Origin of the sequence: Ochrobactrum sp. BTU1, assembly GCA_018798825.1 — a bacterium.
In the GTDB taxonomy this organism is placed as follows: Bacteria; Pseudomonadota; Alphaproteobacteria; order Rhizobiales; family Rhizobiaceae; genus Brucella.
Genome location: CP076354.1, coordinates 864065 through 883922, shown reverse-complemented (window position 1 = coordinate 883922; position 19858 = coordinate 864065). Strand labels below are relative to the sequence as shown.

Sequence of the window (19858 nt, the reverse complement as noted above, 5' to 3'; positions counted from 1 at the left end):
CGTTAATGTTACTCGCTGGTTAAGAATCGAGATTTCTTCGAAAAAATATTCACCAATTAAACACCATAAGCACACAAAAGTGCCACGGCATTGCCCGCAATGCTCCACAAACCCTGAGCTTTTAAAGGATAAATACGCGGGCCACTTCCTCACAAAACGGAGGAAATGCCCTCGATAAACGGCTGATAACGAACAGGCATAATGTTTTCCTGCTCGAAACGACTACCTACTTTTGCGATGCGCGTTACCATCTGCACACCATCGCCCGGCCCCACTGGCGCAACGAGAACGCCATGGGTTGCCAGAAGCTCCACAAAATGGCGCGGAATATCCTCACAGGCCAGCCAGATTACGATACGATCGAATGGCCCACCCGGCATTCCGTGGCGACCATCCGCGTGCTTCACCATGATATTTTCGCGCTTGAGCGTCACGAATTGCTGCAAGGCACGGTCGCAGAGCTTGCGATAGCGTTCAACCGTCGTCACGCGGCCAGAAAGCATAGACATAACAGCGGCTGTAAAGCCCGAACCTGTACCGATTTCCAGAACACGGTGTCCCGTTTCCAGATTGAGCGCAGAGATAACCCGCGCCTGATCGTCGATACCTTCAATATACTCACCGCAATCAAGCGGTGCGGTGCGCTGGCTGAAAGCAAGATGCGCCCATGAAGAGCCCATGAAGCTCTGTCGCGGGGTCGCTTCAATTGACGCAAAGAGGCGGGCATCATTGATGCCACGCGCTCTCATACGCATTACGAAGGATGCAAATCCCTCCCTGTCCGAAAGCTGCGGGCGTTCAGACACAGCCTGATTCATGCTTCAACCCCAAGAGTCTTGCTCAATTCAGCGCGAACCTTCTGTGCTGTCAGGTCGAGATGCAGCGGCGTCACCGAGATGTAATCAGCGCGGATTGCGGCAATGTCGCTATCGCTGGCGACTTCTGCCTTGGTGCGACCGAACTGCAGCCAGAAATAAGGGAAACCACGACCGTCGCGGCGCTCATCGAGCCGTGCATCGTGGCTCAGCTTGCCCTGTGCAGTGACGCGTGTGCCTTTGACCTTATCCGGTGCGCAATTCGGGAAATTCAGATTGAGCAGGACGCCTTCTGGCCAACCAGCTTCAACCAGCTTCTTGATAAGCCCAGGTGCGTGAGCCTCTGCTGTTTCCCAAGGCAGAATACGGCGACCATCTTCGTAGTCATATTCCTGCGACAGCGCGATTGCCTTTACACCGAGAAGCGTGCCTTCCATCGCACCGGCGACCGTGCCTGAATAGGTCACGTCATCAGCCATATTGGCACCCGAATTTACACCCGACAGGATGAGGTCCGGTGCTTCTGGCAAAACATGGCGAACGCCCATGATAACGCAATCAGTCGGCGTGCCACGCAGTGCAAAATGACGATCATCAATCTTGCGCAGGCGCAGAGGCTCTGACAGCGTCAACGAGTGTGCAAGGCCGCTCTGGTCAGTTTCAGGAGCGACGACCCAGACATCATCGGAGAGCTGGCGTGCGATACGCTCCAGAACTGCGAGGCCTTCAGCGTGGATACCATCATCGTTCGTCAGCAGAATTCGCACGTCGTCTCTCCTTCATTCACGTCATTAATGTTTTATTTCACGCGGCTTTCTCAATGCGCGTGAGGCCGCCCATGTATGGCTGCAATGCTTCAGGAATATGAATGCTGCCGTCTTCCTGCTGATAATTTTCCATCACAGCAATCAGAGCGCGACCAACAGCAACACCTGAACCGTTGAGGGTATGAACAAAACGCGTGGCTTTCTCACCTTCCGGGCGATAGCGCGCGTTCATACGGCGGCCCTGGAAGTCGCCGCAGACCGAGCAGCTGGAAATTTCGCGATAAGCGTTCTGTCCAGGCATCCATACTTCGATGTCGTAAGTCTTCTGCGCGCCAAAGCCCATATCACCCGTACACAAAACAACAGTACGGAACGGAAGACCAAGGCGCTTGAGAACTTCTTCCGCACAGGCTGTCATGCGTTCATGTTCAGCAGCCGAGCTGTCTGCGTCAGTGACAGAAACCATCTCGACCTTCATGAACTGATGCTGGCGCAGCATTCCGCGTGTGTCACGGCCTGCGGAACCCGCTTCCGAACGGAAGCAAGGTGTCAGCGCGGTATAACGCTGAGGCAGCGACTTGAGATCGACAATCTCGTCCGCAACCAGATTGGTCAACGGCACTTCTGCTGTTGGAATCAACCAACGACCATCCGTGGTGCGGAACAGGTCTTCCGAAAACTTCGGCAGCTGGCCTGTGCCATATACGGCTTCGTCGCGCACCATCAGCGGCGGCATGGTTTCAGTATAGCCGTTTTCGGTGGTGTGCAGATCAAGCATGAACTGGCCAAGCGCACGTTCAAGACGGGCGAGCGGGCCTTTGAGAATCGTAAACCGCGCACCGGCGATCTTTGCCGCGCGCTCGAAATCCATGTAGCCAAGTGCTTCGCCCAGCTCATAATGTTCTTTTGGCTGGAACGAGAAATTACGCTGATTGCCAATGCGGCGGACTTCGACATTATCTGCCTCGTCCTTGCCAAGCGGCACATCATCTGCTGGCACATTTGGCAGGCTCGAAAGCGCGTCGTTCAGTTCCTTGACCAGACGGCGTTCTGCTTCCTCAGCTTCAGCCAAAAAGGTCTTCAGCTCACCAACTTCAGCCTTGAGCTTTTCAGCGGTTGCCGCGTCCTTCTCGGCCATGGCTTTGCCGATTTCCTTGGAAGCCGCGTTGCGGCGTTCCTGCGCGGCCTGAACTTTACCGACGTGCTCACGACGCTTCTCGTCCAGCGCGATCAGTTCGGACGAGAGTGCCCCTGCTCCGCGCTTTGCAAGCGCCTTATCGAGAGCTTCAGGGTTTTCGCGAATCCATTTGATATCGAGCATGGGAAAAGCCGTTTCATGAAATTTAACAAGAAGAGAGGCTGCGATCCCGCAGCCTCTGTTTAACATATGTCCGGATCAGGAAGTCGGAGCGCTATCTTCAGCATCAGGATCGCCTTCGGCTTCATCCTTAGCTTCTTCGCGCTGCTTCTCAATCATTCGAGCCAATATGATGGAAATCTCGTAGAGAAGGATCGTCGGTATGGCAAGACCGATCTGGCTTGCCGGATCCGGCGGTGTCAGAACCGCTGCCACCACAAAGGCAATGACGATTGCATACTTGCGTTTGTCTTTCAGGCCCGCTGATGTAATCAAGCCAACGCGTGCCATAAGGCTTGTAACGACCGGAAGCTGGAAAACGAGACCGAAAGCGAAAATGAGCGTCATGATGAGGCTCAGATATTCGGAAACCTTCGGCAGCAGCGAAATCTGAACTTCACCATTGCCGCCACTTTGCTGCATGGCCAGGAAGAACCACATCACCATCGGCGTGAAGAAGAAATAGACGAGCGCGCCGCCAATCAGAAACAGGATCGGCGAAGCAATAAGGAACGGCAAAAATGCCATACGCTCGTGCTTATACAGGCCCGGCGCCACAAACTTGTAGATCTGTGCGGCGATGATCGGGAACGCCAGCACAAGACCGCCAAACATCGCGACCTTGACCTGCGTGAAGAAGAATTCCTGCGGCGCGGTATAAATCAGCTCAGCCTTCGAGCGATCCATACCAGCCCAGTCGATAGCCCACTGGTAAGGCACGACGAGCATATTGAAGAGATGCTTTGCAAAGGCGAAGCAGATAACAAAAGCGACAAAAAACGCCAGAATCGCCCAAATCAGGCGGCGGCGCAGTTCGATCAGGTGTTCGAGCAGAGGAGCGGCGCTCTGTTCAATTTCGTCCTCGTCCCGTTTCACGCTTTGGTTCCTGTCTTTTCAGTCGTCTTTTTGGTGGTCTTTTTAGCAGCAGGCACTGCTGCTTTTGGCGTTGCGGGCTTTGCCGAAGCAGTTTTCTTCGGAGCCACTGCCTTTGCAACAGGCTCAACTTTGGCGGCAGCTTTAGGTTCTGCAGCCACTGCCTTAGCTTTGACAGGCTTGGATGCAGCCGGAACCTCTGCCTCAACAGCTGGAGCGGCCTTCTTGCGCGGGGCTTTAGGCTTGGCTGCCTGTGCTTTTGGCGCAGGCTTTTCTGCAGGAGCTTCGACCGGGACCGTCGTACCATTCGCTTCGACAGGTGTCGTCACCTCGGCAACCTTTGCAGGCTCAGTAGGATACATTGATGTCGTGGACTGGAGACCGGAACGAATATCTTCACCGGCACTGCGAATCGGATCGAAAACCTGAGTAAGCTTCGAACGCGGATCAAGCTTGCGAGCTTCATCAACGATATTTTTCACATCTTCAAGTTCGGCTTCCTTCAAAGCTTCGTTGAACTGATGCCGGAACTCGTTGGCGGTGCTGCGCATACGCGCTGTCGCCTTACCGAAAGCTCTGAGCATCTTCGGCAAATCCTTGGGACCAACGACCACAATCATCACGATTGCGATTATCAGCAGTTCAGACCAACCGATATCGAACATAATTTGATACTCCGCGCTTCTGACGCGCGCGTCCCGTCTTTCGGCGGAAAACCGCAATCCAGATTACAAATGCATCTCTGGTGAGAAAGCCCTGCAATCAACCTATTATTATTGCGCATGATGGGCCCCGAAAACCGGCGTTCAACTCACGGGATCATGCTGTCATGACAAAACATGCTGCGCACCATATTGCACGCAGCAGCATCTAGATCACATCAGGACTTTGTCGTCTTCTTGACATCGTTGACGGTTTCATCCGCACGCGCATCAATTGTACGTGCATCTGCCTTGGCGTCTTCCTTAGCAGCATCTTCTTCAGACATGCCCTGCTTGAAGTTCTTGATGCCCTTGGCGACGTCACCCATCAGTTCTGGAATTTTGCCACGGCCAAACAGAAGCAGCACAACCGCGAGAACGATCAGCCAGTGCCAAATAGAAAAGCTACCCATTTCATTCCTCTCATCGCCGTTAGAGCACGGCCTATTCCTGTATTGCTGATTACGATTTAAGCGCTTTCAACAAATCTTTCAAACAGAAGTATGACTGTGAACCAAGATACAACGAATTTATTTGTTGTAGCTCAATTTTCTTATCAATCTCCGCGTGGTGCTAACAGTCCGAGCCCTTCAAGATCGATATCTTCGAGTGGTTCTTCCTCATCCGTCAATTCATCCGGATCAACATTTGGAACCGGAACCGAGAAACTGGATGGGATGCGGGCAGACAACAGCCCTGCCCCACGCAGTTCTTCCAATCCAGGCAGATCACGGATTTCCGGCAGACCGAAATGATCCAGAAACGTGTCCGTCGTGCCGTAAGTCACAGGGCGGCCAGGCGTGCGCCGACGTCCGCGCAATTTGATCCAGCCCGTCTCCATCAGCACATCAAGCGTGCCTTTGGAGGTTTCCACACCGCGAATATCTTCAAGTTCCGCGCGCGTCACCGGCTGATGATATGCAATGATTGCAAGCACTTCCATGGCAGCGCGCGAAAGTTTGCGCTGCTGCACCCTCTCGCGGCTCATAAGAAAGCCGAGATCAGGAGCGGTGCGAAAAGCCCATGCCGTGCCAACCTGAACGAGATGCACACCACGTCCCTCATACACCTTCTGCAGATGAGTAAGTGCTGCAGAAAGATCAGTCGCATTCGGCAGTCTCTCGGCTAAAGCACGCTCGGATACGGGCTCGGATGATGCAAAGATTATTGCTTCAACCATGCGAGCCAGCTCGGCCAAAGTCAGCGACGAAGCCGGATGCTGAGCATCGTCTTCATATTCATCCATTGCCGCTTCCGCTTCAGACATTGTCGCCCTCATCCAGTTCATTCAGTTCGCCCGACGCCCGCATATAGATTGGCGCGAAAGGCGCGTTCTGTCGCACCTCCAGCTTACCCTCACGAACAAGCTCCAGACTTGCGGCAAATGAGCTTGCCAAGGCTGACGCTCTCTCCTGTGGAGACAACGTATAATCAATAAGAAAGCGATCAAGGGAAACCCAGTCCCCGCTCACTCCCATCAATCTTACAAGAGCAACACGCGCTTCTCTCAACGACCATACCGCGCGCTTTTCAATCTGCACATGAGATACGGCTTGTCGCTGGCGTTGCGATGTATAAGCCGTCAACAGATCATAAAGTGAAGCAGCAAACTGGCTTGATCGATCGACGACGACCAGTTCAGGCATACCGCGGGCGAAAACGTCACGGCCCAAGCGGTTGCGATTTACAAGCTTTGCGGAAGCATCCCGCATCGCTTCGAGGCGCTTCAGACGAAATTGCAGCGAAGCAACCAGTTCTTCGCCTGTGGCACCATCATCATCCTGTTGCTTGGGAATAAGCAATCTGGATTTAAGGTAAGCCAGCCATGCGGCCATAACCAGATAGTCTGCTGCCAGCTCGAGCCGAAGCGCCTGTGCCTGCTCCACAAAGCCGAGATACTGCTCGGCAAGTGCGAGAACAGAAATCCGTGAAAGATCGACACGCTGATTGCGGGCCAGATGCAGCAGAAGATCAAGCGGGCCTTCAAACCCCTGCACGTCGATCAGCAGCGATGGTTCGCTTTCTGCACGCTCGGCTTCACCTTGCCACAAAGCATCCATCGGCACGTTAGCACCGTCTTTTCCGCCTGTGTTCGCTTCAGATTCAGCCACCCGCTCGTCCTGTTTGTAGATTCTGTCCGGCGCGTGAACAGCGCCGGCGTTTATAGTCTACCAAGTTTTGGCGGTTACGCCATCAGTTCGAACATTTGTCCAAACTCTTCGCGCAATTCCGCTTCATCGGAAAGATCAGGGTCGCCTGCATAAACTTCTGCAAGATCAGCACGTTTGCGCGACTTTCCGTCAAGGACGGGAACGCGAGCAGCAACTTTCACCAGCTCTTCCATAACGCCCGCGCAATAAAGAACGATGTCGCAACCGGCATTTGTGATGCCTTCAGCGATATCGCCCAGATCACCTGAAAGCGCCTTCATCGAAATGTCGTCGCTAATCACCAGACCATCGAACTGGATAACGTCACGGATAACCGTGTTGATGACCGTAGGCGACATAGTCGAAGGGCGTTCAGGATCGAGACTGTCAAAGATCACATGCGCCGTCATCGCCATTGGCAAGTCATTCAATGCCTTAAACGGCACAAAGTCGTGGGCTACCAGCTCACTCAACGGCACACTAACGCGCGCCAGCTCCTTGTGCGTATCGCTGAATGCACGGCCATGCCCCGGCATATGTTTCACCACAGGCAACACCCCACCAGCGAGAAGACCTTCTGCGGCAGCCCTTCCCATGGCCGCAACATTGTGCGGATTCTTGGAATAAGCGCGCGCGCCGATCACATCATGAGCGCCCTCGATTGGAACGTCGAGAACCGGCAGGCAATCGGCATTCACGCCGACCTTCAAAAGATCGAAAGCATGAAGGCGTGCATGAAGCCAAGCAGCACGAAGCCCTGCTTCGGGATCACGATCATAGATCGCACCAATTTGAGCTGCGGCTGGATAGTTAGGAACCAGTGGCGGACGAAGACGCTGAACACGACCACCTTCCTGATCAATGAAAACAGGCGTCTGAGGCCTGTCTGTCACTTCGCGCAACTGCGCAGTGAGCTCGGCAACCTGTTCAAGGCTTTCAACATTGCGCGCAAAGAGAATAAAACCCCAAGGCTTTTCATCCCGGAAAAAGGCCACCTCGTCCGGCGTCAACTTCGTTCCGGCTACACCAGCAATCCACGCCTTGCACTCTTTCATGCAGCATTCCTTCGATCTGTTCGTCGCCTTCAAATCAGCGGTAACGGTTTAACCCAAAAACAGTGAGCATGGTAGTCACACGAAAAAGGGCGACTGGTGTCGCCCTTCTTTCAATTCACAATCTTGAAGCGTTTACTGCGTCACGAAGCAGCTACCGCCAGCAGTCTTGAGACGACCACATAGTGCGGATGCATCATCCTTCGAACCAGCCTGAACTCGAACGCGGTAATAAGTGCCCTTGTTCGGAATGTCAGCACGCTTGATATCGACTGCACGGCCACCAATCACGCTGCCATAACGCTGCGCCATGTTGGCGTAAGACTTCTGTGCCAGTTCAGCAGACGGCTGCGAAGCGATCTGAATGAAGTAACCGCCTGCACCGGCTGCAGAAGCAACCTGAGGTGCTGCAGCAGGAGCCTGTGCCTGAGTACGCTGCGGAACATTTCCCACGATAGTGGTTGGCTGTTCAGCCGGGCGTGAAGGCACGACAGGTGCCCGCACCTGAGGCGCTGGAGCCTGAGTTGCAGGTGTCGGCTGCGTTACAGGCGTGTTTGCAACTGGTTCCTGAGGCGTATTACCTGCAGCAAGAGCTGCAATCTCATCAGTTTCCGCTGGAGGCGCGATTGGCGCTGAATTGTTTGCAGTATTTACTGGAGCGGCCTGTGGAGGTGTCTGCGCAGGCTGCTGGGCCTGAACAATGGTGCCATCAGGACGAACGATCATCGTTTCAACTTCACGGGGCTGGATCAACGGTGATTCCTGACCGGATTCAGCGGAGTTTCCGGCAGCCTGATTAGGCTCAGGTGCATCATCCGTGCCGACTTCATTGTCCTGTGTTGCACCAAGATCAACAGGCTCTTCGCCGGCAGAAATCAATGACTTCTGCTCAGGGTTGTTTGGCAATGTACCAGCGACACGGTCATAGACAGCCTTGTCCTGATTAGGAACCGTAGCGCCACCCGGATTTTCCGGCTGAACCTTGATTGGCTGATTATCAGCGCGAATCACAACCGGCTCACCGGATCCGCTACCGCCGAGGAAATGGTAGCCAATACCGCCGATAAGGACAGCGATACCAGCAACACTTGCGAGGATAAGACCACGGCGGCCGCGCACCGGACGATTACGATAGGCTTCCGCAGCGCTACCGAGATCATCTTCGGGCTGCATTGTAGCACGAGTGCCGAACTCGCCACTTTCCATAGTCTGCGCACCCTGGGCAGCCCAATGATTATAGAAATCATCGCTGCTACCGCTTGGGTTCTGCGGTGATGCTGGTTGTGCCGTAGGGTTGGCACGTCCATAAGCCATTGTTGCAGCAGCTGCAGCCGCTCCAACGCCTAGCGCGGTACCAGCTGCAACACCTGCGTTTGGCATGTAGGACGAAGCGCTTTCGCGGAAAATATCTTCAAACGCCTTGTCAGCTTCGCTCTGAGCATCTGTTTTTGCAGCGGTTTCATCAACTCCAATCGTGTTGAAAACTTCTGCAAACTCAGTCTCAAGATCGGTCAGACCTGCATTATTTTCTTCTTCGCCATAGCTGACTTCCGGCAAATCGAGCGAATGGGTCTGCTCCACCTTGCTGTCAGCAACACTCAGCGTTTCGATTTCGGGTGCTGGTGCTGCAAACGAAGAACGCGGGTCGGCGTAGTTCGTGAAGGACGGAGCGGCAGGATGCTGCTCTTCCTCGGAATAGGTAGCGTGAGCGTAAGGTGTTTCCACCGATTCACTCTCGGCCTCTACGCTCAGATCGAGATCATCTGCCGTGAAGAAGTCTTCTTCAGTGAAGAGGTTCGCATCGTCAGCCGCAACTGGCGAAGATGCATCGCCCGAGGCTTCGAAACCGAAATCGTCTTCATTGAACGAGATTTCATCAAGGCCGGAAAGTTCATCGCCGGTTGCTTCAACCGCGACAGGTGCAAATGACTGTTCGGTCTCAAGCGTGAAGTCGTCATCGAAAGAGAAATCATCGTCGAGTTCGACTTGTTCTGATTCGTATTCTGCAGCAGCCTGCGTAGGTTCTGGCGACAAGACGCCAGCCGTTGCGGCACCCGCCGCGAAGTTGCTGAGTGCGTAATGCGGATAGATCGGTGTCTGTGCAGATTGTGAAGCAGCCTGTGGCTCTTCTACTGATTCCGGCGCATAGTTTGCAGCGGCTTCTACTGGTTCATAAGCCTCTGGCTCATCCAGCTGAAAGTCATCAAACACAGGGTCAGATTCTTCGCGATAAGCAGGCTCTGCATAAGCCGAAGTTGGGGCTTCTGCTGCAGGTTCAGCATAACGTGGCGTATAAGCCGAAAACGGCTCAGGTTGCTCATCGTAAGCCGTCTCGATGACCTGAGCAGACTGAGGCTCGTCGCTGAACAGCAGGTTTTCCAGCTCGTCTTCTAACGAAAGCGGCTGATGCGATGGCTCTGCGGCGTAGCTGGCCTCTAACGGCTTGGCGGATTGGAATTCCCAATCATTGCCATCGGACGGCAGCGGTGCAGGTTCAGTCGCATAAGTATTGTCGTAAGGATCTTCCGACGGCTGATAAGCAGACGGATTATAGTTCGAATAGTTCTGCTCCAGCGGCTCTACAGGCGCTTGTGCAGCATAGGCATCCGGATGAGTTTCTTCATAAGCCGTGCGGGCTTCTGAATAGTCGTTGTAATCGAACTGAGGCACAGGCTCGGAACGATCAGCTTCAACAAATTCAAAAGATTCAGCAGGAGCAAGCGGCTCGTTTGCATCGAGATGAAGATCGAACTCTTCTTCAAGCGCAGACGCCAGCGCGTCTTCCTGCACCGCAGGTTCTGCGTCCTGATAGGAATGCGGCTCATAAGCTGGCGTCACATATGGAGCCGAATGCTGTTCCGGTTCGATTGAATTACCGAAATCACCAAGCAACTCTCGCTCGAGATCGAACGAAAGGTCATTGTCGCCAGAATCAAAATTTGGTTCGGGTCTATATTCGCTTCGAGCAACGTTATTATCTGCAGACGCGCCGAAATCCATGATCCGTGAAAGTTCCATCAGCGGATCGTCTTCGTGCAGCGGACGCTCGCCGTAACTACGGGGATTAGCACTGCTGTCCGTCATGGTGTGTTCCTAACTCAAACCCTGGACGCCGCAAGACGTCTCGATACATTACGTTGTAGCGAGGCAATGTGGGCAAAAGTTGACGGAAGTTTCCTGCGCCTGAAGGAAGATCGACGACTTGGATACTCGCTGATCTTCCATCATTTTGACTTATCTATACCCGCTCAACACTCTGGTTGAACTTGCGCGTATAGAAACCGTCCTAGCGCATTTCCGTTGGAGCATCCGCACCGATTATAGTCAAACCGGAAGTCAGCACATCGGAAACGACCTGTACTAGCCCTAGCCTTGCTAGAGACAATTCTGGATCGTTAACCTTAATAAAACGTAAGTCTGGGTTCTCAGTGCCCTTATTCCATTGCGAATGGAACGCGCTGGCCAGGTCATAGAGGTAAAAAGCCAGGCGATGCGGCTCCTGATGTGTGGCTGCAGATTCGATCAGACGCGGATATTCTGCAAGCTTACGAACGAGTGCGATTTCGCTTTCGTCGGTCAGTTTGCCGAAATGTTCAGCCATAGAAACGCGATCAAGACCCGACAGACCAAGCTGGTCGACTGCCTGACGGAAAACCGAGTGGCAACGCGCGGACGCATACTGCACGTAGAACACCGGATTGTCTTTCGACTGCTCAGTCACTTTCGCAAAGTCGAAGTCGAGCGGCGCATCGTTCTTCCGGTAAAGCATCATGAAGCGGACCGGATCACGACCAACCTCATCGACCACATCACGCAGAGTGATGAATTCGCCAGAGCGCTTGGACATACGAACTGGTTCGCCGTCACGGAACAGCTTGACGAGCTGGCACAGCAGAACTGTCAGCTTGGCCTTGCCGTCGGAAACGGCACGAGCGACAGCTTCGAGACGCTTGACATAGCCACCGTGGTCGGCGCCCAGCACATAGATCATCTCGTTGAAGCCGCGGTCATACTTGTCTTTGAAATAAGCAACGTCAGCCGCAAAATAAGTGAAAGTGCCATCAGACTTCATCAGCGGACGATCAATATCGTCACCGACTTCTGTCGAACGGAACAAGGTCTGCTCGCGGTCTTCCCATTCTTCAGGCAGTTGCCCCTTTGGCGGCGGCAGCTTGCCCTTGTAAACATGGCCCTTGAGCGTCAGATCGTTGATTGCGGCGCGAATGACGCGTGCATGATCAACATGGAGCGTGCGCTCGGAGTAGAAAACGTCATGATGAACGTTCAGCGCTTCCAGATCGGCACGGATCATGCCCATCATGGCATCGATCGTGCGATCTTTAACGATAACGAGCGCTTCATCTTCCGGCATTTCAAGAAGCTTGTTGCCAAACTCTTTGGCAAGCGCCTCACCAACCGGCACCAGATAATCGCCCGGATAAAGGCCCGCTGGGATCTCGCCAATGTTCTCACCTAGCGCTTCGCGGTAGCGAAGGATCGCCGAACGGGCAAGAACATCAATCTGCGCACCAGCATCATTGATGTAATATTCTTTAGTAACGTCGAAACCTGCGAATTTCAGCAGATTTGCCAGCACGTCACCAACCACTGCACCACGGCAATGACCAACATGCATCGGTCCTGTCGGGTTGGCGGAAACATACTCGACATTGACCTTCGTACCAGCACCAAGCTTGGAGCGGCCGAAGTCGGTTGCTTCATTGAGCATCGCAAACAGTTCGCGCTGCCAATAAACATCTTTCAGACGGAGATTAATGAAGCCAGGGCCAGCCACATCGACCGTTGCAACATCGGCATCAGCCTTCAGCGCATCAGCAATAATTGTGGCAAGCTCACGCGGGTTCTGACCGACAGCCTTGGAAAGCACCATCGCGGCATTGGTGGCGATGTCACCATGCGTTGCATCGCGCGGAGGCTCAACGGTGATACGAGATAAATCGAGATCGCCACCGTCCTTTGCTTTAAGATCAATATCTTGCAACGTTTTTTTGATACGCGCGTCGAAATCTGCAAAGATATTCATGGTTCGTCCTGTGAGGCTTCCGTCCGGTTAATTTCTGCTGTCCGGCTTCTGTTCGTCATAAAAATAGCGGCGATCCCGGAGGCATTTGCGCTTCGAGACCCGCTTCGTCCCGCCCCGATTAAGCTAAATCGGGTGTATGGTCAAACAATCGTCGGTGTTCTCGCACTGCATAATTGTCAGTCATCCCCGCAAGATAGTCGGCGACGCGGCGCGCGCGCCCTGCATCATCAAGCGTTTCGCAGCCTGATTGCCATTCTGACGGCATGATCGATGGATCACTGAAGCAGATATCGAACAGGTCCTGAACGATCTTGTCTGCAGCGTGCCTGCGAACAACGACGCTGTCATGAAAATACAGGTTCTTGAACAAAAAGCGTTTCAGGACTTTTTCTTCATCCCGCATCTTATCTGAAAAGCCAACAAGCGCACGCGGTTGTGCCTGTACATCCTCAAAGCTCTGCGGATTGGCTGCCGCAATACGGCGCTGCGATTCAGCGATCACGTCCTCAACCATGATGGTGATCTGGCGGCGGACCAGTTCGTGACCAGTGCGCACCGCATCAAGCGCCGGATAGCGCGTCCTCACGATATCCAGAAGGCGTTTTGTGAGCGGCACCTCATCAAGCCCCTCAAGCTTAAGCAAACCCGACCGAAGACCATCGTCAATGTCATGGGCGTTATAGGCAATATCGTCGGCAATCGCGGCACATTGCGCTTCAAGGCTCGCAAATCGCGATAATTCGAGATCATAACGTTCGTTGAAATCAAGGATCGGTTGCGGGACCGGCTCATCTGAATGCGTGGCGAATGGACCAACAAGGGGGCCGTTATGTTTGACCAGTCCCTCAAGCGTTTCCCAAGAAAGGTTTAATCCGTCAAAATCTGCATAGCGATGTTCAAGCTTGGTCACGATACGCAAAGACTGCGCATTATGATCGAAGCCGCCATAGGCTTTCATCCGCTCATTCAGCGCATCTTCGCCGGTATGCCCAAAAGGCGTGTGACCAAAGTCATGCACGAGTGCTACGGCTTCAGCGAGATCTTCATCAAGCCTCAGAGCGCGCGCCAAAGCACGGGCAATCTGCGCCACTTCAATCGTGTGGGTCAGGCGGGTTCGATAATGATCCCCCTCATGGGCGATGAACACCTGTGTCTTATGCTTGAGACGGCGAAAAGCGGTGGAATGGATGATTCTATCGCGATCCCGCTGGAAAGGCGTTCGCGTAGCGCTTTCAGGCTCCGGCACCAGCCGACCTCGGCTCAGCGCAGGATTACTGGCATAGGGCGCTCTTTCGCGATAGCCGAAGCCAATTCCTTCCAGTTGCCCTATTTCTTCAGCGGACATTGCGATGCATTCCTCACTGTAATATGATTACGCAAATATCGTGCGGACATTGACTTCCACACGTTGCGTTCATAGCTATCAGCTAAACATGAAGGCAAGTATGCGTTTGTCGTAAATCCAGACAATTCCAACTCGACACTCGCAATTGCAAGCGGAACAAGGCAGATGACAGACATTACCGTTTCCGAATCCGCAGCCAAGCGGATTGCAAAAATTATCGGTTCTGAACCGGGCAAAACTGCGCTCCGCGTTTCGGTCGAAGGCGGCGGCTGCTCCGGATTTTCTTACAAATACGACCTCGTAGACGATCAATCCGACGATGACATTGTTATTGAAAAGCTCGGCGCCAAGGTGCTGATTGATTCAATCTCTGTGCCGTACATGGATGGATCGGAAATCGACTTCGTTGATGATCTGATGGGGCAATCGTTCCAGATACGCAATCCAAACGCAACTGCATCGTGCGGTTGCGGCACGAGCTTCGCGATCTGATCAGACTTTAGAGCGCGTTTCGATCTGATTGAATCAGATTGTCGCTCTAAATCCTTGTTTTATAGCATTTCCAGCAAAAGTGCGAAGCGGTTTTGCGTCGGATAATGCGTAAAAACAAATAGTTACAGCGGTTCCAACGATTCTTTCTTAACTGCAACCGCTGTAACGCGCATCTTTATCCGAAAACCGTTACACACTTCTCGGGATGTGCTCTAATTCCTGAGTAAGATTCAGCTGTATAAAGCGGCTCCAGTTGGACTGGAGCCGCTTTATTTTATCAGGCTTTTACCGATGAAACGGTCGCATCAATATGATCGACCAGCGCATCCGGAAGGCCGAGACGACCGGCCAGCATATCGAGATAACCGCGCTCCGCACGGGTGTCCGGATCAATCGTCAGACGGGAAGCAGTATAAAGCTCGACCTTCTGTTCTTCGGTCTGCGCTGCAGCGACCAGCGCATCAATATCAATCGGATCAGCCAATTCTTTCTCGAAGAAGGCTTCAGCCTCATTGTCGAGACCCGAAATCTGCACCTTCTCCATGATATGTGCGCGTTCAGCGTCATCGATATGGCCATCCGCCTTTGCAGCGGCAATCATCGCCTGAATGAGTGTAAGCGCGAAGCTATTGCTCATCGTCGGGGACTGCGGATGAAATGGAGAATCCGCTGGTGGTGGCGGGAGCAGCTCTGGCTCTTTTGCTACAGGCTGTTCAGCGGTCTGTGGCGACTGGCCGGACTTATAATTTTTGTAGGCGAGATAACCAAGGCCCGCGATTGCAGCGATACCGCCCGCAGTTGCCACATTACCCGCAAGCTTACGTCCGGTTTTTGTGCCCAAGATTGCAGCCGCAATCGCCCCCGTAGCCAATGGGTTTTTCTTCGCGAGATCAGTGGCCTGCCCTGCCTTGTCACGAACGCTTCCTGACATGCCCGGTATTTGCGATCCCAGAAACTGATCGAGAAGCTTTTTGGCGTCGAACATTAAAATCTCCTGTTTGGCTACGGTTTCATGGAGATAGGAACGCAAAAGCGGCAATACAAATGGCATTTGAATAATTATCAGACAGAGGCGAAATTCTGTGATGGAGAGTGAGCGGCGCTTGCCCTCGCCTCGTCTTCCGCCTAATCATTTGCAGATGAAAATCGCGACATGGAACATTAATGGCGTCAAGGCGCGTATCGAAAACCTCCAGCATTGGCTGAAGGAGTCGTCGCCTGACATTGCTTGCCTTCAGGAAATCAAGTCGGTGGACGAACTGTTCCCACGGCTGGAGATTGAAGCGCTCGGCTATCATGTGGAAACGCACGGCCAGAAAGGCTTCAACGGCGTTGCGATTCTGTCCAAGAAGTCGCCTGACGAGGTTAATCGTGGCTTGCCGGGCGACGATAGCGATGAACAAGCGCGCTTTATCGAGGCGGTATTCTCGACAGATAAGGGCGTTCTCCGTGTGGTCTCGCTCTATTTGCCAAACGGCAATCCGATCGACACAGAAAAATTTCCATACAAGCTTTCTTGGATGCAGCGCCTTGAAGCATGGGCCAAAGACAGGCTTGAGCTCGAAGAACCGCTAGTACTTGCCGGTGACTATAACGTCATTCCAGAGCCAAACGATGCGAAGAACCCGCAGCAGTGGCTGGGCGATGCGCTGTTTCAACCTCAATCACGTCAGGCGTTTCGCCGACTTGAAAATCTGGGTTTCACGGAAGCTGTGCGCGCTTCAACTGATGAAGATGGCGTCTATACGTTCTGGGATTATCAGGCGGGAGCCTGGCAGAAAAATAATGGCATTCGCATCGACCATCTGATGCTCTCACCAGAAGCGGCCAACCATTTTGTTGCTGCGGATATAGAGAAGCACGTCAGAGCGTGGGAAAAGCCGTCCGACCATGTTCCGGTCACAGTCACATTGGCGGTGTAATCACACCGCTAGAGTGAATCCCGAAAAGGGCGAAGCAGTTATCGGAGCAAGATGCGCGTAAAAACAAATTTATAGAGCATAATTCCTTAAACTTGGATCAGTTCAAGGAATAAAGCATGATTAGTAGTCGCCCTTGACGGCATAGTCGCCTGCGAGAGCAATGGCATTACGGCGATCTGCTTCACCTGCAATTGAGAATGCCTGTTCCTGCATATCGCGGATCCAGGTGCAATCTTCCGTGGGGCAGCGTTCAAATGCTGCGGTCAGCATAGCCAGACCACGAACGGTCTTGCCAGCCTGAAAGAGCATGTTTCCAAGCATTGCCTGGGCACTGGCATTGCCCTTTTTGGCAGCCAACTGGAACCAACCAGCAGCCTGAACCGAGTTGCGTTCACCGCCTTCGCCATCCAGGAGCATCTTGCCGAGCTCATACTGGGCAGCCGAATCGCCAAAATTCGACGCTGCCTGCACATAAAGATCGCGAGCAAACTTTGGATTGGACTTCACCGGGGAACCCGGGATGCCTACTTTCACGTAACCAGCAAGCGCGACCAGCGCGTCAGCAACATAAGGCTCGTTCTCGGAACCTGGTTCTGCACCGTCACGGACGATCTTTTCAAAAATCTGGTAAGCTTCGTAGTCATTCTCGGCAACACCGTCACCGTCGGCATACATGCGAGCCAGTTTCCACTTAGCGCCCTGATGACCGCGTTCAGCAGCATAACGAAGAGCTTTGATGGCTTCGTCCTTATGGCCGCTTTTGTAAGCGGAGAAACCGAATTTGAAGAGCTCAAACGGACTGCGTGATTTTTCCGAGTCATCGTTTAAATCAAAAGCCGAAGCGCTGTTGCATACAATGGCCAAGCCAAGTGCCGCAGCGATAAGGGGATATGAAAAACTGCGGATACGCATCACAACGCTGGTCTTTCACATTGGGTGGAAGTTGATGACATAAACGACAGAATGCATTGTCTTTTCGTCAACACTGAGACCCGATTTTGACGGAAAAAAGCTCGGCTATTGTGCGCATAAGAAAAAGAAGCTGAGGCAGTCTTTCCACTGCTCGAAAACGGATCGTTATATAACAATGCGCCTTGCTTCATTTTTCGCCTGTCCTGAGGGAACCAAAGTTTCCCAGAAGTGTTTAATAGCTTTTGCCTTTCCTATCCGGTGACGTGCCTTTGTGGCGGGAAATGGGCAAAATGTGTGTCCCGTCTTTTTAGACTAAAGCAATGGTAAAGACTGTTGCTGAATCAACACAAAACCGCTCTGAGTTGATCCCAATAAGTTGCCGTGCATCTTCAATCCAAAATACGCTGAACTTCGCAAAAAGCTGCAGATGCGTTAAGTGTGGGGCGCGATTGGGGGCATGAAACAATGAACAAAAGGCGGCGCTATTATAAGCGGCCATATCAAACAAGAAGCCGAAAAAAGGGTGGAGGATTTGGCGGCATCCTCTTAACTTCACTAATCTTTTTAGTTCTTGGGGCCGTCATTGTTTCCCTACCTGTTAACCGACAGCCGCGGGAATCTGCGACAGGATCAGTCTATGTCATTGATGGCGATACAGTCATACTGAATAAGGTACATATCCGCCTTCTCGGTATCGACGCACCTGAGATGGAGCAGACCTGTCGGATCGAAGGCAGTGACTATGCCTGCGGTCGAGATGCCCGCGATGCGCTGAAAATCAGAATCGGCAAAGCCGCGATTCGGTGTGAAAAAGAAGGCTTTGATAAATATGGTCGAGATCTCGGAAATTGCTATCTGGGCGATACGGATCTCAACCAGTGGATGGTGGAACAAGGCTGGGCGGTTTCCTATGGCGACTATCGCAGCGCTGAAGCTTCCGCCCGTCGCGAGAAACGCGGAATATGGGCTGGCAGCTTTGAAATGCCCTTTCAATGGCGCAGAGAACACCAAAAGCCGAATGCTGAACCCGAAACAGGCCATGAGGCACCATCAACCGATGTAATCAGCGGCACCATCAACTATATCAAAGATCGGCTATTTTCGTTTATTAATTCACTCTGATGCGGAGCGGCACTGCGATAATGAAAAATCTGGACGAGCTCAGACACTCGATCCAGGCGTGTCGTATTTGTCGTGACACGCCTCAATATCTGCCGCCTTTGCCGCACGAACCCAATCCCGTTTGCATCATATCGGATACCGCACGCATAGCCATTTGCGGGCAGGCGCCGGGTATTCGCGTGCATAACAGCTCCCTGCCCTTCAACGACCCATCAGGCGATCGTCTGCGGCAATGGCTCGGTACCACGCGAGAAGAGTTTTACGACCCCGCACGTTTTGCGATTGTGCCAATGGGCTTTTGCTTTCCAGGCTATGACAAACATGGCGGAGATCTTCCTCCACGCCGAGAGTGCCGGCAGACGTGGCATGACCGCGTATTTACATCCATGCCGCAACTTGAGTTCATTCTCGTCGTCGGGCAATACGCCCTTGCCTATCATTTGCCTGAGTGGCGCAAAACCAGCCTCACCGAAACGGTTCAGAACTGGCGCAGCTTCATGGAAACGCCGAATGCCGACGGTCGAACGGTTTTACCTCTGCCGCATCCATCGTGGCGCAACAGTGGCTGGCTTAAACGAAATCCGTGGTTTGATGCGGAAACCGTACCAGCTCTTCAGCAGAAAATACGCAAACTCATTGATCCCGGAAAATAATTTTTAGAACTTCAGTTCTCAATGGAATTTTTTTCCTGTAAATTCGGGCGAATGCAAACGATAAGGTATGAAGTTTCACTCATCCGGACACTTCGGGAAACGATTTCTAATACCGGGATTAAAAACGTATGGACAGGCTCGATAGAAAAATACTGCGCTTACTGCAGGAAGACGCAACTTTGGCGGTCGCTGATGTCGCCAAAAAGGTTGGCCTATCCACGACCCCTTGCTGGCGCCGCATCCAGAAACTTGAGGAAGATGGCGTCATTAAACGCCGTGTCGCCATTCTCGACCCAGTGCGTGTCAACACGCGCGTAACGGTCTTCGTCTCTGTCCGCACCAGCTCGCACAGCAATGAATGGCTCAAGCGCTTCTCGGAAGTGGTTCAGGAATTTCCTGAAGTTATCGAGTTTTACCGCATGAGCGGTGACGTTGATTATCTTCTGCGCGTAGCGGTACCAGACATTGCTGCATATGATGCTTTCTACAAGCGTCTGATCGGCAAGATCGAAATTCGTGACGTCTCTTCGTCGTTCGCGATGGAGCAAATCAAGTACACGACCGAGCTGCCGCTTGACTACATGGTGCTCGATAAAGAGAGCAATTAAACGCTTATAGCCACAAAAAAGCCCGGAAAACTCCGGGCTTTTTTG

Annotated in this window: 19 protein-coding genes; 5 read left to right on the top strand and 14 right to left on the bottom strand. The window is 52.9% G+C overall.

Annotated features, from left to right (window positions below):
* Positions 1-149: 149 nt before the first annotated feature.
* The 12 genes from KMS41_04265 to KMS41_04210 form a co-directional block, all read right to left on the bottom strand.
* Complete coding sequence (locus KMS41_04265; GenBank protein ID QWK78462.1) at positions 150-818, bottom strand: protein-L-isoaspartate(D-aspartate) O-methyltransferase; 669 nt, start codon at positions 816-818, stop codon at positions 150-152.
* Positions 815-1582: a 5'/3'-nucleotidase SurE gene (gene surE, locus KMS41_04260; protein ID QWK78461.1), complete on the bottom strand. Its 768-nt coding sequence runs from the start codon at positions 1580-1582 to the stop codon at positions 815-817. Before surE ends, KMS41_04265 begins: the two co-directional genes overlap by 4 nt.
* A gap of 37 nt (positions 1583-1619) precedes the next feature.
* The gene (gene serS / locus KMS41_04255; GenBank protein ID QWK78460.1) at positions 1620-2903 is read right to left on the bottom strand and encodes a serine--tRNA ligase; all 1284 of its coding nucleotides are present in this window, start codon (positions 2901-2903) and stop codon (positions 1620-1622) included.
* Between the two features lie 75 nt (positions 2904-2978).
* Positions 2979-3815 carry a twin-arginine translocase subunit TatC gene (gene tatC / locus KMS41_04250; protein ID QWK78459.1) on the bottom strand — a complete coding sequence of 279 codons (837 nt, stop codon included), beginning with the start codon at positions 3813-3815 and terminating at the stop codon, positions 2979-2981.
* Positions 3812-4477 (bottom strand): Sec-independent protein translocase protein TatB, encoded by a 666-nt coding sequence (tatB, locus tag KMS41_04245; GenBank protein QWK78458.1) that lies wholly within the window; start codon positions 4475-4477, stop codon positions 3812-3814. Before tatB ends, tatC begins: the two co-directional genes overlap by 4 nt.
* Positions 4478-4692: 215 nt before the next feature.
* On the bottom strand, positions 4693-4926 hold the full coding sequence (locus KMS41_04240; protein QWK78457.1) for a twin-arginine translocase TatA/TatE family subunit: 234 nt from the start codon (positions 4924-4926) through the stop codon (positions 4693-4695).
* Between the two features lie 143 nt (positions 4927-5069).
* On the bottom strand, positions 5070-5780 hold the full coding sequence (scpB, locus tag KMS41_04235; GenBank protein ID QWK78456.1) for an SMC-Scp complex subunit ScpB: 711 nt from the start codon (positions 5778-5780) through the stop codon (positions 5070-5072).
* Positions 5773-6624, bottom strand: coding sequence for a segregation/condensation protein A (locus KMS41_04230; GenBank protein QWK78455.1), 852 nt, complete (start codon positions 6622-6624; stop codon positions 5773-5775). The genes scpB and KMS41_04230 overlap by 8 nt, the downstream gene beginning before the upstream one ends.
* Before the next feature lie 74 nt (positions 6625-6698).
* Positions 6699-7718, bottom strand: a complete 1020-nt coding sequence (gene nagZ / locus KMS41_04225) for a beta-N-acetylhexosaminidase (GenBank protein ID QWK78454.1) — start codon at positions 7716-7718, stop codon at positions 6699-6701.
* A 132-nt stretch (positions 7719-7850) separates the two neighbouring features.
* Positions 7851-10799, bottom strand: coding sequence for an SPOR domain-containing protein (locus tag KMS41_04220; protein ID QWK78453.1), 2949 nt, complete (start codon positions 10797-10799; stop codon positions 7851-7853).
* Between the two features lie 202 nt (positions 10800-11001).
* Positions 11002-12759, bottom strand: a complete 1758-nt coding sequence (locus KMS41_04215) for an arginine--tRNA ligase (GenBank protein QWK78452.1) — start codon at positions 12757-12759, stop codon at positions 11002-11004.
* A gap of 118 nt (positions 12760-12877) precedes the next feature.
* On the bottom strand, positions 12878-14104 hold the full coding sequence (locus KMS41_04210) for a deoxyguanosinetriphosphate triphosphohydrolase (protein ID QWK78451.1): 1227 nt from the start codon (positions 14102-14104) through the stop codon (positions 12878-12880).
* A 165-nt stretch (positions 14105-14269) separates the two neighbouring features.
* Here KMS41_04210 and erpA point away from each other — a divergent pair, with 165 nt between their 5' ends.
* Complete coding sequence (erpA, locus tag KMS41_04205; protein ID QWK78450.1) at positions 14270-14596, top strand: iron-sulfur cluster insertion protein ErpA; 327 nt, start codon at positions 14270-14272, stop codon at positions 14594-14596.
* A 277-nt stretch (positions 14597-14873) separates the two neighbouring features.
* Here the strand turns inward: erpA and KMS41_04200 are convergent, their stop codons facing one another.
* Positions 14874-15581, bottom strand: a complete 708-nt coding sequence (locus KMS41_04200; GenBank protein ID QWK78449.1) for a tellurite resistance TerB family protein — start codon at positions 15579-15581, stop codon at positions 14874-14876.
* Between the two features lie 154 nt (positions 15582-15735).
* On the opposite strand from KMS41_04200, the gene xth reads away from it, so the two are divergent.
* Positions 15736-16518 (top strand): exodeoxyribonuclease III, encoded by a 783-nt coding sequence (gene xth / locus KMS41_04195; GenBank protein ID QWK78767.1) that lies wholly within the window; start codon positions 15736-15738, stop codon positions 16516-16518.
* 120 nt (positions 16519-16638) lie between these two features.
* Here xth and KMS41_04190 read toward each other — a convergent pair whose 3' ends face one another.
* On the bottom strand, positions 16639-17430 hold the full coding sequence (locus KMS41_04190; protein QWK78448.1) for a sel1 repeat family protein: 792 nt from the start codon (positions 17428-17430) through the stop codon (positions 16639-16641).
* 465 nt (positions 17431-17895) lie between these two features.
* On the opposite strand from KMS41_04190, the gene KMS41_04185 reads away from it, so the two are divergent.
* From KMS41_04185 to KMS41_04175, 3 genes are all read left to right on the top strand, one after another.
* Positions 17896-18552, top strand: coding sequence for a thermonuclease family protein (locus KMS41_04185; GenBank protein QWK78447.1), 657 nt, complete (start codon positions 17896-17898; stop codon positions 18550-18552).
* Positions 18553-18572: 20 nt separating this feature from the next.
* A complete protein-coding gene (locus KMS41_04180) occupies positions 18573-19205 on the top strand; it encodes a uracil-DNA glycosylase family protein (protein QWK78446.1) in 633 nt (210 codons plus the stop codon).
* A gap of 128 nt (positions 19206-19333) precedes the next feature.
* The gene (locus KMS41_04175) at positions 19334-19813 is read left to right on the top strand and encodes an Lrp/AsnC family transcriptional regulator (protein QWK78445.1); all 480 of its coding nucleotides are present in this window, start codon (positions 19334-19336) and stop codon (positions 19811-19813) included.
* Positions 19814-19858 lie beyond the last annotated feature (45 nt).

Bases quoted from the DNA above. Each gene is read 5' to 3' on its own strand.
- KMS41_04265 (QWK78462.1), bottom strand. From the start codon at position 818: ATGAATCAGGCTGTGTCTGAACGCCCGCAGCTTTCGGACAGGGAGGGA.
- serS (QWK78460.1), bottom strand. From the start codon at position 2,903: ATGCTCGATATCAAATGGATTCGCGAAAACCCTGAAGCTCTCGATAAG.
- tatB (QWK78458.1), bottom strand. From the start codon at position 4,477: ATGTTCGATATCGGTTGGTCTGAACTGCTGATAATCGCAATCGTGATG.
- KMS41_04240 (QWK78457.1), bottom strand. From the start codon at position 4,926: ATGGGTAGCTTTTCTATTTGGCACTGGCTGATCGTTCTCGCGGTTGTG.
- scpB (QWK78456.1), bottom strand. From the start codon at position 5,780: ATGTCTGAAGCGGAAGCGGCAATGGATGAATATGAAGACGATGCTCAG.
- nagZ (QWK78454.1), bottom strand. From the start codon at position 7,718: ATGAAAGAGTGCAAGGCGTGGATTGCTGGTGTAGCCGGAACGAAGTTG.
- KMS41_04220 (QWK78453.1), bottom strand. From the start codon at position 10,799: ATGACGGACAGCAGTGCTAATCCCCGTAGTTACGGCGAGCGTCCGCTG.
- KMS41_04215 (QWK78452.1), bottom strand. From the start codon at position 12,759: ATGAATATCTTTGCAGATTTCGACGCGCGTATCAAAAAAACGTTGCAA.
- KMS41_04210 (QWK78451.1), bottom strand. From the start codon at position 14,104: ATGTCCGCTGAAGAAATAGGGCAACTGGAAGGAATTGGCTTCGGCTAT.
- erpA (QWK78450.1), top strand. From the start codon at position 14,270: ATGACAGACATTACCGTTTCCGAATCCGCAGCCAAGCGGATTGCAAAA.
- KMS41_04200 (QWK78449.1), bottom strand. From the start codon at position 15,581: ATGTTCGACGCCAAAAAGCTTCTCGATCAGTTTCTGGGATCGCAAATA.
- xth (QWK78767.1), top strand. From the start codon at position 15,736: ATGAAAATCGCGACATGGAACATTAATGGCGTCAAGGCGCGTATCGAA.
- KMS41_04190 (QWK78448.1), bottom strand. From the start codon at position 17,430: ATGCGTATCCGCAGTTTTTCATATCCCCTTATCGCTGCGGCACTTGGC.
- KMS41_04185 (QWK78447.1), top strand. From the start codon at position 17,896: ATGAACAAAAGGCGGCGCTATTATAAGCGGCCATATCAAACAAGAAGC.
- KMS41_04180 (QWK78446.1), top strand. From the start codon at position 18,573: ATGAAAAATCTGGACGAGCTCAGACACTCGATCCAGGCGTGTCGTATT.
- KMS41_04175 (QWK78445.1), top strand. From the start codon at position 19,334: ATGGACAGGCTCGATAGAAAAATACTGCGCTTACTGCAGGAAGACGCA.